The sequence below is a fragment of the Bartonella sp. CL71SXKL genome (assembly GCF_042194935.1).
Taxonomy (GTDB): Bacteria; Pseudomonadota; Alphaproteobacteria; order Rhizobiales; family Rhizobiaceae; genus Bartonella.
This window is the reverse complement of record NZ_JBHINI010000024.1, coordinates 1-12,879: the sequence shown is the minus strand read 5'-3', so window position 1 is coordinate 12,879 and position 12,879 is coordinate 1. Positions and strand designations below refer to the sequence as shown.

20 protein-coding genes are annotated in these 12,879 nt (G+C 36.5%); 15 read left to right on the top strand and 5 right to left on the bottom strand.

Features of this window, described 5'->3' with window-relative positions; all coding sequences use genetic code 11:
• The 4 genes from ACFILA_RS08540 to ACFILA_RS08525 form a co-directional block, all read right to left on the bottom strand.
• Positions 1 to 134: Rha family transcriptional regulator (locus ACFILA_RS08540; RefSeq protein WP_375661011.1), on the bottom strand; the 134-nt coding region annotated here is incomplete at its 3' end.
• 14 nt (positions 135 to 148) lie between these two features.
• A complete protein-coding gene (locus tag ACFILA_RS08535) occupies positions 149 to 511 on the bottom strand; it encodes an antA/AntB antirepressor family protein (RefSeq protein WP_375632021.1) in 363 nt (120 codons plus the stop codon).
• A gap of 66 nt (positions 512 to 577) precedes the next feature.
• Positions 578 to 952 carry a hypothetical protein gene (locus ACFILA_RS08530; protein ID WP_375658336.1) on the bottom strand — a complete coding sequence of 125 codons (375 nt, stop codon included), beginning with the start codon at positions 950 to 952 and terminating at the stop codon, positions 578 to 580.
• A gap of 246 nt (positions 953 to 1,198) precedes the next feature.
• A complete protein-coding gene (locus ACFILA_RS08525) occupies positions 1,199 to 1,816 on the bottom strand; it encodes a S24 family peptidase (protein ID WP_012754749.1) in 618 nt (205 codons plus the stop codon).
• A gap of 83 nt (positions 1,817 to 1,899) precedes the next feature.
• On the opposite strand from ACFILA_RS08525, the gene ACFILA_RS08520 reads away from it, so the two are divergent.
• The 15 genes from ACFILA_RS08520 (at position 1,900) to ACFILA_RS08450 (ending at position 11,570) form a co-directional block, all read left to right on the top strand.
• Positions 1,900 to 2,274: a hypothetical protein gene (locus ACFILA_RS08520; protein WP_375613948.1), complete on the top strand. Its 375-nt coding sequence runs from the start codon at positions 1,900 to 1,902 to the stop codon at positions 2,272 to 2,274.
• Positions 2,275 to 2,292: 18 nt separating this feature from the next.
• Positions 2,293 to 2,661 carry a hypothetical protein gene (locus ACFILA_RS08515; protein WP_375613947.1) on the top strand — a complete coding sequence of 123 codons (369 nt, stop codon included), beginning with the start codon at positions 2,293 to 2,295 and terminating at the stop codon, positions 2,659 to 2,661.
• Between the two features lie 119 nt (positions 2,662 to 2,780).
• Positions 2,781 to 3,257, top strand: a complete 477-nt coding sequence (locus ACFILA_RS08510) for a crossover junction endodeoxyribonuclease RuvC (protein WP_375631601.1) — start codon at positions 2,781 to 2,783, stop codon at positions 3,255 to 3,257.
• Positions 3,250 to 4,392: a YdaU family protein gene (locus tag ACFILA_RS08505; RefSeq protein WP_375661010.1), complete on the top strand. Its 1,143-nt coding sequence runs from the start codon at positions 3,250 to 3,252 to the stop codon at positions 4,390 to 4,392. Before ACFILA_RS08510 ends, ACFILA_RS08505 begins: the two co-directional genes overlap by 8 nt.
• The gene (locus ACFILA_RS08500; protein WP_375661009.1) at positions 4,376 to 4,762 is read left to right on the top strand and encodes a hypothetical protein; all 387 of its coding nucleotides are present in this window, start codon (positions 4,376 to 4,378) and stop codon (positions 4,760 to 4,762) included. The genes ACFILA_RS08505 and ACFILA_RS08500 overlap by 17 nt, the downstream gene beginning before the upstream one ends.
• A gap of 180 nt (positions 4,763 to 4,942) precedes the next feature.
• Positions 4,943 to 5,290 carry a hypothetical protein gene (locus ACFILA_RS08495; RefSeq protein WP_375661008.1) on the top strand — a complete coding sequence of 116 codons (348 nt, stop codon included), beginning with the start codon at positions 4,943 to 4,945 and terminating at the stop codon, positions 5,288 to 5,290.
• Positions 5,277 to 5,792, top strand: coding sequence for a hypothetical protein (locus ACFILA_RS08490; RefSeq protein ID WP_375661007.1), 516 nt, complete (start codon positions 5,277 to 5,279; stop codon positions 5,790 to 5,792). The genes ACFILA_RS08495 and ACFILA_RS08490 overlap by 14 nt, the downstream gene beginning before the upstream one ends.
• A 107-nt stretch (positions 5,793 to 5,899) precedes the next feature.
• Positions 5,900 to 6,766 (top strand): DNA adenine methylase, encoded by an 867-nt coding sequence (locus ACFILA_RS08485; protein WP_375661006.1) that lies wholly within the window; start codon positions 5,900 to 5,902, stop codon positions 6,764 to 6,766.
• Between the two features lie 32 nt (positions 6,767 to 6,798).
• On the top strand, positions 6,799 to 7,179 hold the full coding sequence (locus tag ACFILA_RS08480; RefSeq protein ID WP_375661005.1) for a helix-turn-helix domain-containing protein: 381 nt from the start codon (positions 6,799 to 6,801) through the stop codon (positions 7,177 to 7,179).
• Between the two features lie 141 nt (positions 7,180 to 7,320).
• Positions 7,321 to 7,776 carry a single-stranded DNA-binding protein gene (ssb, locus tag ACFILA_RS08475; RefSeq protein ID WP_375624117.1) on the top strand — a complete coding sequence of 152 codons (456 nt, stop codon included), beginning with the start codon at positions 7,321 to 7,323 and terminating at the stop codon, positions 7,774 to 7,776.
• Positions 7,777 to 7,787: 11 nt separating this feature from the next.
• Positions 7,788 to 8,336 carry a hypothetical protein gene (locus tag ACFILA_RS08470; protein ID WP_375661004.1) on the top strand — a complete coding sequence of 183 codons (549 nt, stop codon included), beginning with the start codon at positions 7,788 to 7,790 and terminating at the stop codon, positions 8,334 to 8,336.
• Positions 8,337 to 8,663: 327 nt separating this feature from the next.
• Entirely contained in the window at positions 8,664 to 8,978 is a 315-nt protein-coding gene (locus tag ACFILA_RS08465) for a hypothetical protein (protein ID WP_273790330.1), read from the top strand.
• A gap of 3 nt (positions 8,979 to 8,981) precedes the next feature.
• Positions 8,982 to 9,560: a hypothetical protein gene (locus tag ACFILA_RS08460; RefSeq protein ID WP_375661003.1), complete on the top strand. Its 579-nt coding sequence runs from the start codon at positions 8,982 to 8,984 to the stop codon at positions 9,558 to 9,560.
• Positions 9,561 to 9,883: 323 nt separating this feature from the next.
• Positions 9,884 to 10,474 carry an antA/AntB antirepressor family protein gene (locus ACFILA_RS08455; RefSeq protein ID WP_375661002.1) on the top strand — a complete coding sequence of 197 codons (591 nt, stop codon included), beginning with the start codon at positions 9,884 to 9,886 and terminating at the stop codon, positions 10,472 to 10,474.
• Between the two features lie 562 nt (positions 10,475 to 11,036).
• Positions 11,037 to 11,570 (top strand): antA/AntB antirepressor family protein, encoded by a 534-nt coding sequence (locus ACFILA_RS08450; RefSeq protein WP_375661001.1) that lies wholly within the window; start codon positions 11,037 to 11,039, stop codon positions 11,568 to 11,570.
• A 61-nt stretch (positions 11,571 to 11,631) separates the two neighbouring features.
• On the opposite strand, the gene ACFILA_RS08445 is transcribed toward ACFILA_RS08450, so the two are convergent.
• Positions 11,632 to 12,678, bottom strand: a complete 1,047-nt coding sequence (locus ACFILA_RS08445) for a Fic family protein (protein WP_375610735.1) — start codon at positions 12,676 to 12,678, stop codon at positions 11,632 to 11,634.
• Between the last annotated feature and the right edge of the window lie 201 nt (positions 12,679 to 12,879).

The window sequence follows — 12,879 nt, the reverse complement described above, 5'->3', positions numbered from 1 at the left end:
CCTAACATTTGTCGAATATCACGCATAATATGCGCATGTTGCTTACCGCATAACTCTGCAATTTCACGACTAGACATGGTTGGAACAGTTGTGTTTTGAAAATTGTTTTCAGATATTGTAATAAAGTTTCGCATCATCACCCCCTTAATTAAGAAAAACATAAGTTTTGGTATAATATTCTGCCATAGTTTCTATGGCGCTCTGCTTTAGCGATTTTCTTTGCTGCGTGAATTTTGAAGTAATGATTATCAGTTTTATCTGTTTCTATTTCAGATTTTGGACAAATCTTCTGTCTGTTCCATTCTTGTTTTGTAAAAACAAAATCCACGCCTTCTTTTAGATCAAGCTTTTCAACACAATCATTAAACCAAGTGGAAAAATCTTGTTTCAAATGTAAGTACCTATGCATTACATGGGCATTGACCATTTGGACATAACCGATTTTGTTGTCTACCTCGTTTTCAGGCGTGAGATATCCTTCACTATGAATATGAGTATCATGTGTGGTCATAAGTTTACTCTAATCAATTATTGATGGGAAAAGGGGAGGCGCTTTTAAAAGCGCCCTTTAGAATTTTTAAAGCACATCACATGCACGCAAACGGTGTTGTTGTTCGTAAGTACCGTAAATCTCATCATTATATTTTTCGTCTGCGATCTCGTCTAAAAGTTCTTGGTAAGCATCACTTTCGCGTACAAAGTCATGAACCTCACTATCCTCATGGAGATGTTCGATATTTTCTTTTACATATGCTTCTGCAATTTCTTCAGAGATATCTTCACAATTATTCTCAGAAGGATTGATGCGAAAGATTTGGATTGCATCATCTACCTCATCAACAATGCTTAGAATTTGGCTTGCATCAAGTGGTCCAGACTCTGCAATGTGTTGATCTTTATCGTAGGCAACTAATAAAATTTCATTGGAATTTATAAGAATTGGCTTATCCATAACTTTTCCTCCCTAACGCCTCTTGGCGATTGTTTGTGCGTGGTTTGTGGATACATTAGTACATTATGCACTAAAGATAGTCAAGTACATAATGTACTATTTTTTTTAAAAAAAATAAAAAAAGACGAATCACGGCACAATTTAGAGAATCAAAATTTTGCTGTTTACTGATAAAAATCAAGCAAACTTGCTTCAATCTGTTGATGGCAATCTAATCGATAACGTGAACAGAGAATCGTATTGTGTTTACATATCAAGAATAGTGCGCCGTACACGACCTATTATAGAGATAGCGCCTTCAAGTTTTGGAGCCTTTATTGTTTTGTCGTATGAAGCGGGCTGAAAAGGAGGATCATCATTAGGTCTGTATCGTTTATATGTCGCTTGTCCAGATTCATCTGCAATTACATAGCAGGCATTAGGCACAAGTTTTTTGTCTCGCATATTTACAAATATTATAGAATCTGGAGGGCTAATTTTATTCATAGATGCCCCATCTACACGTAAAGCAATCCATTCACCGGCAGGAAGATTAACAGCCTCTGTCATAGGATAATCTGAAAAATCCATTATCCCATCTTGCTCGCTTAATTCTCCAGCGCTAATCCATGAAACGACAGGAATACTTATATTGAGGTTAGGATTTTCTTGAGGAGACTCGCCATACAAAATCCACCCCGGATCTACATTAAATACTTGTCCATAGAGCTCGGCTATTTGGCGCGAAATACCACGATTTCCATTTTCGTGACTAATTAGGGTATTTTGATTAAGAGCTGGTATAGCGCGCGCAGCTTCGCTTGGTGTTGCGTATCCAGCATTCTTACGCGCTATTTTAAGTCTATCTTTTGGCAAATAAGTCATTTGTACATTATCCACTATTTTTTTAATTCATTGTGTACGATTTTATCTTGATTTAAAATTGTACGTAATGTACTATTTGTGTCATGGTTAATGATTTTTATGTCAAAAGTTTGATTGAATCTTGGGGATCTATACGCCAATTTGCAAAAGAAATTGGTTGTAGCTATGAGGCTGCGCGTAAAATGCGTGATCGCAATAGTATTTCTCCAAAATACTGGAATATAATTATTCAGTTGTCTAAAGCCAAGGGTCTATCTTGGGTTACACTAGATTGGTTCCTACATAATTATGGGAGTAAATCTCATAGAGTTGTTCGTCCAATGACAAAACGAAGAAAAGATACGCTTCATCTGGTGGAGAAAATTAGTACAGCAAATGCATCACAAACAGTAATATCTTCTCATATTGCTGCCCCTACAGATAATAACGAACATCAACAGCACCATTCACATTCTTAAAGAAGAAAGAAAGTAAAGATGGATTATGGTTTAGCGGCAATTATTATACTTTTTACGACCAATGTAATTACGGTTTTTTGTTTGTGGGCCTATCGTAAAGTTTTTTATTTATATCGTAAAAAAGAGCAAAGCTATGTAAATGTTTTGCAAAAATCATATTATACTTTTTATATTTTGAAAGATTTAATACAGGAAATAGGTTTTCCAGAAGGCTGTACAATCGTTTTTAATAATTCTGATTGGAATTTTTCTTTTGATGAAAACAACCATTTAATAGCCAAAAATTCTTTAGGACCAGAATTGTCCATAAAGATGCATGGCGACACAAAATATTTCAAAGAAAACTCTCAAAAAATTTTTGAAAAACACAATCGATCCAAACATTGAATGTAACGAGATGAGGCATGCAGTGTATTTTTGAATTGAGTGAGTTCATTTTTTTTAATTTATGACTAAACGCTCTGTCATAACACACATATAAATACGTAGAGCCTTAAGGGGGGATTATGATCACTAACGCACAAACCATTTTATGTCTTGATCTAGGGACCAAGACAGGCTGGGCGATATGCGGTGCGGATGGTCACATCATCAGTGGTGTCATGAATTTCCACCCCCGATATTTTGAAGTCGGTGGAATGCATTATTTACGCTTTAAGAGATGTCTATCAGAAATAAAACAGACAGTAGGCAGCATTGACGCGATGTATTTTGAAGAAGTGAGGCGTCATAATAGTACTGATGCAGCGCATATTTACGGTGACTTGTTATCAACCTTAACGACGTGGTGTGAACATCATCAGATACCGTATGAAGGCATTCCTGTTGGCACAATTAAGAAAGCAACAACAGGAAAAGGAAACGCATCAAAAGTAAAAATGATTAAGGCAATATGTTCCAAAGGACATACGCCTAAAGACGACAACGAAGCAGATGCTTTAGCAATTTTATATTTAATAAAAGAAGGAGGCGCGCATGTCTAATGGTATGCCATGGATAAGATTCCATTTGTATGACTGGATAAGTGGTACAGATGGAATGACGCTAGAGCAAAGGGGCGCTTATATGACGCTTCTCGTTCGCATGTACGATAAAAAAGCACCCATTAAAGAAGATTTTGAAACGCTTGCACGTGCTTGCAATTGCTCGCAGAAAAAATTTGCAGCTATTGTCGAATACTTAATGAGGAATGATAAACTTGTTGAGACAGATAATGGATTGTGGAATACGCGTGTTGAAGAAGAGTTGAACGATTTTGCTGATAAAAAAGAGCACATATCGCAAGTTCGTAGTGAAGCTGGTAAAAAAGGTGCGCAAGCAAAAAATAATACAAAACAACATGTTAATAATTTTGCTGAAGCAAATGACAAGCAAAACGTTTTTTTTGCTGAAGCAAACGCTAAGCAAAATCAAGCTATAAAGAACCAGAATAAGAATATATATAAAAAAACTAAAACTATCGTTTTAGCAAAAAAAGAAATTGGTTCTGAAAGTTTAGAAACAAACGAACAGGTTGACGAGCCAACAGAGGTTGCTGCTGTTGAGACCACATCAGAGCAAATCACAACATCATCAGACAACCAACCTCCCATTCACGAGCAAGAGAACGTTCCCAAAAAAGCCAAACGAGCGCAAGTTAATCGCGGTTGTCGATTGCCTGCGGATTTTGAACCCGATTACGATTTTGCCATTGCAGAGGGCTTGCCTCCAGAGCGCGTCAAAGTCGAAATCGCAAAGTTTCGAGATTACTGGCGTTCAAAAGCCGGAGCAAATGCAACCAAAATCGATTGGCAAGCAACATGGCGTAACTGGGTACGCAGGGCTATCGAGGGTTTAGAAAAAACGAAAAACACGAACAACAATGGTGGAAACAATGGAAACTTTTCAAAAGATCAAAGAACTCGCGGTGGTACCGGAGAGACAATCCGTAATCTTATCGGTGCAACACAGCTTAGTGACGCCTCTACAAGATACCGTGCAACAGATAGAGCGATGTGTAACTCTGGAATTCCCATGGACCTTGATCAATGGCAGTCAATTGACAAAAGCCCTAGAGAAACAAGCTTTAGAAGCTTATCAGACTGTTCAAAACTTACTTACCTTGAAAGCATCTGTTGAAGACATAGCAGAAGCTCTTGATGTGCTTGAAGGTGGTTTGACAATGCAAAAAGTTTCAAATGCAGAAGCGCGTGCAAAGGCTTATATCGCTGCTCTTAACGGCATTTCACTCTGGTCTTTATTGCAAGCCGTTAAAAATCTTATACGTGGTGAGGCAAAAGGCATGTCCACAACATTTGTCCCCTCATGCGCTGATCTGGTGCAGTATTGTCGCGATTTAGAAAGCAGGCTTTATGGTGTTGCTGAGAAGGTTTTTATAGCAGTTGAAAATACGCGTAACCTAGCTTTAGGAGGCAAGCGCATTTCATTCATGAGAATAGGCAAGCCTAGTGAAGAGCAACATAACAGTAGCAATTCTAAAGCGGCTTAAAACAGCAAAATAGTGAAAAGTGCTGATCATTTTACGATTAGATATGCATTTAAATCGACAAAAAAGCACCTTACAAAGCGATTTAAAGATTTTATGATAGAATCAACATCTGCAATATAAAACGCTCTGTATGATCAAATTTGAGGTAAATAGACCAATTGGTAAAATTAGGATTAAAGCATGTTCATTTTTAAACATTTATTCTTAACAATCCGTAAACAACCCATGCGAAAAAAGTGGGTTGCAACAGCTGTTGGTTATGTTCCTTGGGGGGACGGAGCAGAGGAGTATTTTTACAACCTCTACGAATATGAAGACGGTACAAGAGAGTGTGAAAAGTTTGATGGCGGCCAGTATTATACCACACCAGAAAATGCGGATTTTAGTACCAAAGCGCAAGTGAAAGCATGGGTTTACGGTGGGAATATTCCGAAAAGCGTTCTCAATTACGAACCTCTTATAGATGAGATCAATAAAGAGATCAAAAAATTATCGAAAACCGCAGGAAATAAATATGTTTACAGGTAAACAGCTAAGAGCCTTGTTTGGCATTATAACTTTTATATTTTTATGTTTTTTAGGAATAAAAAAAAATCCCTACTTTATTCAAAGTATTTTGATATTCGCATCTGTTTCTTTGGTAATAGTCACAGCGGTTTTTGCAATTTTATGCAATTCTCATATTCCTTTTGAGTTGCAAAACAATCCAAAATACAAACGCGGCAATACAACAGGTTGGAAGACATTAACACGTGATTTACAACAGTATTTGCACAGACTTTTAAAGCTAATAAGTTTAGCGCTTGTCGTTTTAATTTTCCCCAATAGTTATAAGGAAACTGTTTCTTTACCTTTCATTTCTAAGTACGTGGAGTACAAGCTTTCTTTTCCATTGGATACTGTACTTTGGTACTCAGATATTGCTCTTTGGTATTCTTTTTTAGTTTGTGTATTGTTTCTTATGTTACGTACACGCAGTTTAATAAATATATCTATTTACACACTACAGTGCTCCGTTAAAAAGCTATAGTAAAATTTCCGATTTTATAAAACTGTTCAGATTACGTTGTCTCTTCTCAACGTTCATAGATGAAATCAACAAAAACATCAAAAAATCATTGAAAAAGGCGCGTAACAATGACTCATGTCTGCTCACCATTGAGATATCCAGGCGGTAAGGCTGCACTGTATGGAAAAGTCAAAGAAATATTTGAGAAAAATGCATTAAATGGCTGTTCCTATAGAGAGCCATTTGCTGGCGGGTGCGGACTTGCTCTAAAGCTTCTTTTTAATGGTGATGTTAAAGATATTCACATTAACGATATTGATCTGTTCATTTGGAGCTTTTGGTATTGCGTTTTGCACAAGACAGAAGAATTAATAGAAAAAATCAATACAACGACCATTAACTTAGAAGAATGGTACATACAAAAAGAAATTTCTCCTGCAAGTGCAGATGTGCTTAGCGCAGGATTTGCAGCACTCTTTTTGAATCGCACAAATAGATCTGGAATTATTAAAAATGCTGGACCAATTGGAGGGAAAGGACAAAGCGGTGCCTATAAAATAGATTGCCGATTTAACAAAGAGAATATAATTGAACGCATTCTTCGCATAAGTGAACAAAAAGATAGAATACATTTAACTCGTTTAAATGCACGGGAATTTTTGCTGTGTTATGGAACTGATGAAAACACCTTTTTTTATATGGACCCTCCTTATTTTAAAAAAGGAAAAGGTCTTTATACTTGGTTTTACAAAGCTAATGATCACCACAATTTAGAGAATGTCATCTCCCAACATGTGACGGCACCTTGGCTAATTACTTATGACAACGTTGAAGAAATTAAATTATTGTATAGGCAATATCTCTCAATAGAATTTAGCTTACAATATTCTCTACAAGAGAAAAGGCAAGCTACCGAATTGATGATTTTTTCACCTAAAATCAAAGTACCTCAATTTTTAGAAAAGAATATAGGCTCGCTTCTCAAAGCAGCTTAATTGCAGATTTCATTAATAGGAGCTTTAATCACATGCTTACACCATTTGGCAAAACTTTACGCAAAATTCGCCTTGATCACTTTGAAAGGCTCTTAGATATGGCTGATAAACTAGGCATCTCTGTAGCATTTTTATCTTCTGTTGAGATTGGCAAAAAATCTGTTCCAGTAGGAATGGAAGAAAAGATCATAAAGCTGTACGCTTTAGATCAAAACATGGCTTCTCTTTTAAGAAAAGAGGCTGATATTTGCCGAAAGAATTTTATAATGAATTCTTCTGATCCACTTAACCGTGAAATTATTAGCACGTTTGTTAGAAATTTTAAGTGTCTTTCACAACAAGATCTAACAGTGTTCAAGGAATTCATGGTGAGAACGGACAAGAAACGCTGCTTGCAAAATAAAATACCTTGATCTCCTTATTTTATACGTACATCACAAAACATAATGTTATATGTTAATAATTAATATTATCCTTTTGAAATAATTGTATAAATATGCAAATTATGCTAAGATTTTTTATGTATAAATTGCAAATCTAATGGGGCTACAAATATGCTAAATAAAGTGACATTAATCGGACGCCTTGGTGCTAATCCCGAAAGCAAAACAATGAATTCTGGAGCAGAAATAGTCAATTTTAGTATAGCGACTTCTGAGAGCTATACAGATAAAAAAACCAATCAAAAAGTAGAGAAAACTGAATGGCATTCAGTTGTGATTTTTAATCCACATTTGGCAAAAATTGCCCTTCAATATCTAAACAAAGGTTCAAAGGTTTACATAGAAGGAAAATTACAGACACGCAAATGGCAAGATAAAAATGGGCATGACCGCTACACAACAGAGATTGTCTTACCACAATTCAAAGGCGAGTTGTATTTGCTTGATGCAAAGAAAGATCAATCAGCATCCCCTACCCCTTCACCTATTACTTCTCAAAATTATGCTATCGCTTCAGGGGCTGCTGATCATAGTGCACTCATTAATAATGATAGCATACCATTCTGATTGAAAAAAATATGACAAAAAGAAAAAAACGTGCAAAACGCGGTCGTCCACGGATTAAAGGATGTATCAGAGAACCAAATGGACGTATCTCACGAGCAAAAACACCGCATGAACCCATGGATAAATTGGCAATTGAAATGCGTGCCAAACGCTTCTGTTTGACCATAGAAGAGGCTAAAAGTCCGCTTTCCGGTACCTATATCGGGCGGCTTTATTTGCAAGGCGAAATAAATCAAGACCAATATGATGCTGCGCAAAAATATCTTGAAGTGAAAAATGACTATTCGTGTGCAAAAGGTTTGCCAAGTGCTGTTTATGATAAAATACCCTCATCTTCTGATGAGACAGCAAAAGAAAAATGGATTAAATTTGCAACAGAACAGTTTTCAAACATGCAAGAGGCTATCAAAGAAGCACAACACCTCTATAGACAGTATAATCTTTATGCCGCGATACAACATCTTGTTATAGAAAACCAAACATTACCACATCTTGTTAGTTCTTTGCGTATTGCTCTAAATGCTCTCCAGAAGTATTTTTATCCAAAAAATAAATGGTAAATGCTTTAACGTATAAACGATTTTTGGGAACGGAATATTTGCATCATTTGTTTGTAAAGCAGCATATTTAGGTAAAAAAATAAAAAAAACACAATATATTGATTTTTTTGTTGACAATATGTGAAAAGTCGTATTTAATGACGCTGCTGTACTGGTCGAATTGCGTCCAAAATTCAAAAATATCCTCTAAAAATTTAGTAAAATGTGATCTTGAAACGTGGCTAGAAAGCCCTGTTTTCTGGGTAATTCTGACTAATCTATTTTTCAAATAACAAAAATCAATAATTGACTAATGATGTCATTAATTATGACGCAAAAGGAGCAATGATGAAAGCTGTCATCACTAAGCCAATGTGTGTTGTTGGAGACAATAAAAGCACTGTTCGCTTTGAACCATCAACACCCAATAATCCATTTGTTGAAGTTTCTAATCAAGTCTACGCACGTCTCAAGCGCGCCAATGCTGCAAAACTTTTTGTTGACGTCAAGACAACAGCAAAAACAGATAAGGCAATTGAACAAATTAAACAGATAGAACAAGAAGCCGTACAAACATCGTCTGAACCAGTGACAGAGGAAATTCCACTCGAACAGCCAAAAGCATCTAAAGCTTCCAAGTCACCTACCCCAAAAAAGGCTTAGAAGTTGAAGTTAATCATCCACCAAAAATGGTATCTTCAACAGGTGAAGGATACCTTCACCAGTCTTCAAGCACCACGCCTTAATTGGGCTCTGCGTAATGCTCTAAACACTGCAGCAAAACAAGTTGAACGCTTTACTGAAAAGCAAGTTGCAGACATCTCATCAGCCCAAATAAAACGTATAAGAAGAGGTGTTTATATTAAAGAAAAGGCAACAGCAAGGTTTCTTGAGACAGGTATCATTGGTTCTGGAACACCGATACCTCTTAAATTTTTTAAAGTAAACGAAACAAAACGCGGCGTAACTTACACACTGTTTGGAAAGAAAGAAATCTTACCCCATGGTTTTATCAAGGGAGGCAGTTTTCCAAAGCGTGTTGAATTGAAAATGGGAGGGAATGTGTTTCAAAGAGATGACGGAGATCAATTCCCCATTGCAAAACAAGAAGGACCTTCAATTGCTAAAGTGATGTCCAAGCCAGAGATTGCAAGTGCTATTGTAAAAGAAGCCAATGAAAGATTAATTGCCAATATACAGTACCAACTTGCTCGTCAAGAATACGCTGCTAATAAGAAAGGCTAGATCATGTTCTCAAGCTATGTTTGCTATAGACTGAGATTTTCTTTCTTGACAAGATTCACGGAAAACGTATATCGTTAAATTAGGTGCCTAGAAAACACCTTAGATGCATAGCGGATAGATTGCCGAAACAGTTTATTTTCCGCATACTAAAGGCTTTGACTCATTATATGCTACATGCGTATAATAGATCTGTCGGGTGTAGTTACGCTATACAATACCCTTTATGGGAAAAGCGTGACGACGGACTATGCACCGTGTTTTCTAGCACCCGGCATTCTTTGTGGAGTGTCAATAGAAAACCTTTAACTGCATAGGAGTTCATTATGAACACTCTTATTAAAATTACAGAACAAACGATTGATCAAGAAACAGTTCAAGCCGTCAACGCACGCGAATTATATACATTTTTGGAAGTCAATTCTAATTTTAGAGATTGGATAAAAAACCGTATTAAAGAATACGGCTTCCTAGAAAATAAGGACTTTATAAGTTTCGCTAAAATTTTAGCGAAACCCAATGCCTCCCAAGAAAATCAGGCCTTTGTGAGTTTTACTCAAAAAAGAGTAAAACCTAAAGGCGGTCGTCCAAGTACAGAATATCATATTACTCTAGACATGGCGAAAGAGCTCTCAATGGTGGAACGTAACGAGAAAGGACGCCAAGCACGTCGTTACTTTATTGAGTGTGAGAAAAAACTAAAAAACCAAGCTGTTGATTATGATAATGATACGCGCTTTGATTTGCCAAGTTATTGGGAAGGTATGAACGCTGGCGAAAAAGTTTTATATCTTTTAGGTCCTATTCATATGCGTCTTCTTGATGCCTTCAGAGTAGATGAAGAGAATAGAAAATATAAAGCCCTCATTAAAGAAGCTAAGCGGGTTTTAGCAACATCTGTTACGAAAGCTGCTTAGTTTTAAAATATGATCTCATCTTCCCTGCTTTCAGAGTGGGGAGGATATTAATTTAAAGAAGATTGCCAATTATGCCTCTCCTATTCCAGAAAAAATACAATAAAATCAATGCAAAAGGTACTTCCCAGCGGGTTGGCTTCGTTGCGGGGCAGGCGAGCGCGAACTATCGCTAGCGACAGAATTTTCAAATTGACTATACATTGTACATTTAACTCATTGATAAATAATGATTTCAATATGTACACTGTACAGTATGCGATTATTTTTAGATAAAAATTATTTTTACTCTTGACATTATTGCGTCAATGTCTATTTTCGAATCAGGTGCCTAGAAAACACCTTAAACACATAGCGGATTGGTTGCCGAAATAATCAGTCTTCCGCACATTAAAGACTTTGACTCATTGTATGTTAGGCGCATATAATAACTTTGTCGGGTGTAGTTATGCTATACAATACCCTTGTGGGGAAAGCATAACGACGGGCTATGTGCCGTGTTTTCTAGCACCCGGCATCTTTTAGAGTGTCAATAGAAAACCTTTAAGCACATAGGAGCCAAATCATGGCACAATATTTAATTGACTTACATCAAACTACGATTGATGGTGATATCGTTCAGACAGTGAATGCACGTGAATTACATACATTTTTGGCAATAGGAAAACGTTTTGCTACTTGGATTACGAACCGCATTAATCAGTATGCATTTGAAGAGGGAAAGGACTATATTTTAACGCTTCCCAAAATTGGGAAACGTAAAAATGTTATAAGTAAAGAATATCATATTACTCTAGACATGGCGAAAGAGCTCTCAATGGTGGAACGTAACGAGAAAGGACGCCAAGCACGTCGTTACTTTATTGAGTGTGAGAAAAAACTAAGAAACCAATCTGTTGATTATTGTGATGATATACGTTTTGCTTTCCCAAAAGATTGGGATAAAATGTCTCCAACTAAAAAGGCTGTTTACATTTATGGACCTCTCCATATGCATCTTGTCAAAGCCTTTACATTGGTAGAAGAAAGCAAACATTATAAAGCTTTAATCAAAGAAGCAAAACAAGTCTTAGAAAGATCTGTCGTGAAAGCTGCTTAGATTAAAACACATCTCCCCTCCCTGTTCTCAACAATGGGGAGGTAGTTAAGAAGGCAATAAATTAAGGTGCACTATACCAAGTTGATCGTCCACCACCATGACGTATCAAAAGACCTTTTTCAACTAATGATGTAAAAGTTACTTTAAGTGTATTAGGGCTTGCACCAACCTCACGCACCATATCGCGGGTTGTAACACGTCCGTGATTACGCACATAATCAAGAATATTAAGAGCCAATTCAGATAAGGAAAAAAGAGCATTTTTTTCACTCTCTATTTTTATTTCTAATTGGCGTTTTTGTTTTTGTAGAGCACGTAAAAAAAAGAGTATCCAAGGCTCCCAATTGGGTGTTTTAGTATAAATTGTTTTTTGAGTTTGATTTAAAGCTAAGTAATAGCTTTCTTTATTATTCTCAATAATGCTTTCAAGTGATGAATATGGTACATAAACATAACCTTTTTGTAACAAAAGAAGGGTGGTTAAGATACGGCTTAAACGTCCATTTCCATCTTGAAAAGGATGAATAGCTAAAAATGTTACATTAAAAATACCAATCGTAAGTAAAGGATGAAGATCCTTTAATTCATTGGTTTTATTGAACCAAGTAATAAGCTCTTGCATTCGGTATGGTGTATCAAATGGTGTAGCTGTTTCAAAAACAATGCCAACCATTTTCCCTTGAGAATTAAATGCTGCTACATCATTGCGTAAAGTCTTATATTCACCTCGATGTCGTTGATCTTTCTCACTATTACACAAAAGATCACGATGAAGTTGTTTAATATGATTTTCAGTAATAGAAATATCACTCCAAGATTGAAAGATTGTTTCCATAACCTTGGCATAACCGATAACTTCTTGTTCATCACGACTCTTGAAACGTTTAATTTCTAAGTTTACCAAAAGCTGTTCGATTTCGCGGTCTGTTAACTTACTCCCTTCAATGCGTGTGGAAGATCCAATACTTTCAACAGTAGCAATATGACGAAGAGCGTTCAATCGCTCAGGTGCAAGAGTACCAAGGGCGCGCCATGCCCCTTTGAACTCATCAATTTCAGCAATGAGAGCCAACAATTCTTGTGTAATTTGGAGTGTATCTGTTTTCATACCGGAATATATACCGGATTATACCCGATTGTCAATCATTCGTAACACCGTAAACTCTTACTTCTTATGGCAGAGAAAAAGCAAGGAGCAACTATGAATAAGAAGAATCGTGAGGGGATATCGATTCGTGCGTTTGCGAAGAAGATGGGTGTTTCACATAATGCGGTGGTTTCACGGATAAAGACAGGTAAATTTGATGCG

Bases quoted from the DNA above. Each gene is read 5' to 3' on its own strand.
- ACFILA_RS08535 (WP_375632021.1), bottom strand. From the start codon at position 511: ATGACCACACATGATACTCATATTCATAGTGAAGGATATCTCACGCCT.
- ACFILA_RS08530 (WP_375658336.1), bottom strand. From the start codon at position 952: ATGGATAAGCCAATTCTTATAAATTCCAATGAAATTTTATTAGTTGCC.
- ACFILA_RS08525 (WP_012754749.1), bottom strand. From the start codon at position 1,816: ATGACTTATTTGCCAAAAGATAGACTTAAAATAGCGCGTAAGAATGCT.
- ACFILA_RS08520 (WP_375613948.1), top strand. From the start codon at position 1,900: ATGGTTAATGATTTTTATGTCAAAAGTTTGATTGAATCTTGGGGATCT.
- ACFILA_RS08515 (WP_375613947.1), top strand. From the start codon at position 2,293: ATGGATTATGGTTTAGCGGCAATTATTATACTTTTTACGACCAATGTA.
- ACFILA_RS08510 (WP_375631601.1), top strand. From the start codon at position 2,781: ATGATCACTAACGCACAAACCATTTTATGTCTTGATCTAGGGACCAAG.
- ACFILA_RS08505 (WP_375661010.1), top strand. From the start codon at position 3,250: ATGTCTAATGGTATGCCATGGATAAGATTCCATTTGTATGACTGGATA.
- ACFILA_RS08495 (WP_375661008.1), top strand. From the start codon at position 4,943: ATGTTCATTTTTAAACATTTATTCTTAACAATCCGTAAACAACCCATG.
- ACFILA_RS08490 (WP_375661007.1), top strand. From the start codon at position 5,277: ATGTTTACAGGTAAACAGCTAAGAGCCTTGTTTGGCATTATAACTTTT.
- ACFILA_RS08485 (WP_375661006.1), top strand. From the start codon at position 5,900: ATGACTCATGTCTGCTCACCATTGAGATATCCAGGCGGTAAGGCTGCA.
- ACFILA_RS08480 (WP_375661005.1), top strand. From the start codon at position 6,799: ATGCTTACACCATTTGGCAAAACTTTACGCAAAATTCGCCTTGATCAC.
- ssb (WP_375624117.1), top strand. From the start codon at position 7,321: ATGCTAAATAAAGTGACATTAATCGGACGCCTTGGTGCTAATCCCGAA.
- ACFILA_RS08470 (WP_375661004.1), top strand. From the start codon at position 7,788: ATGACAAAAAGAAAAAAACGTGCAAAACGCGGTCGTCCACGGATTAAA.
- ACFILA_RS08465 (WP_273790330.1), top strand. From the start codon at position 8,664: ATGAAAGCTGTCATCACTAAGCCAATGTGTGTTGTTGGAGACAATAAA.
- ACFILA_RS08455 (WP_375661002.1), top strand. From the start codon at position 9,884: ATGAACACTCTTATTAAAATTACAGAACAAACGATTGATCAAGAAACA.
- ACFILA_RS08450 (WP_375661001.1), top strand. From the start codon at position 11,037: ATGGCACAATATTTAATTGACTTACATCAAACTACGATTGATGGTGAT.
- ACFILA_RS08445 (WP_375610735.1), bottom strand. From the start codon at position 12,678: ATGAAAACAGATACACTCCAAATTACACAAGAATTGTTGGCTCTCATT.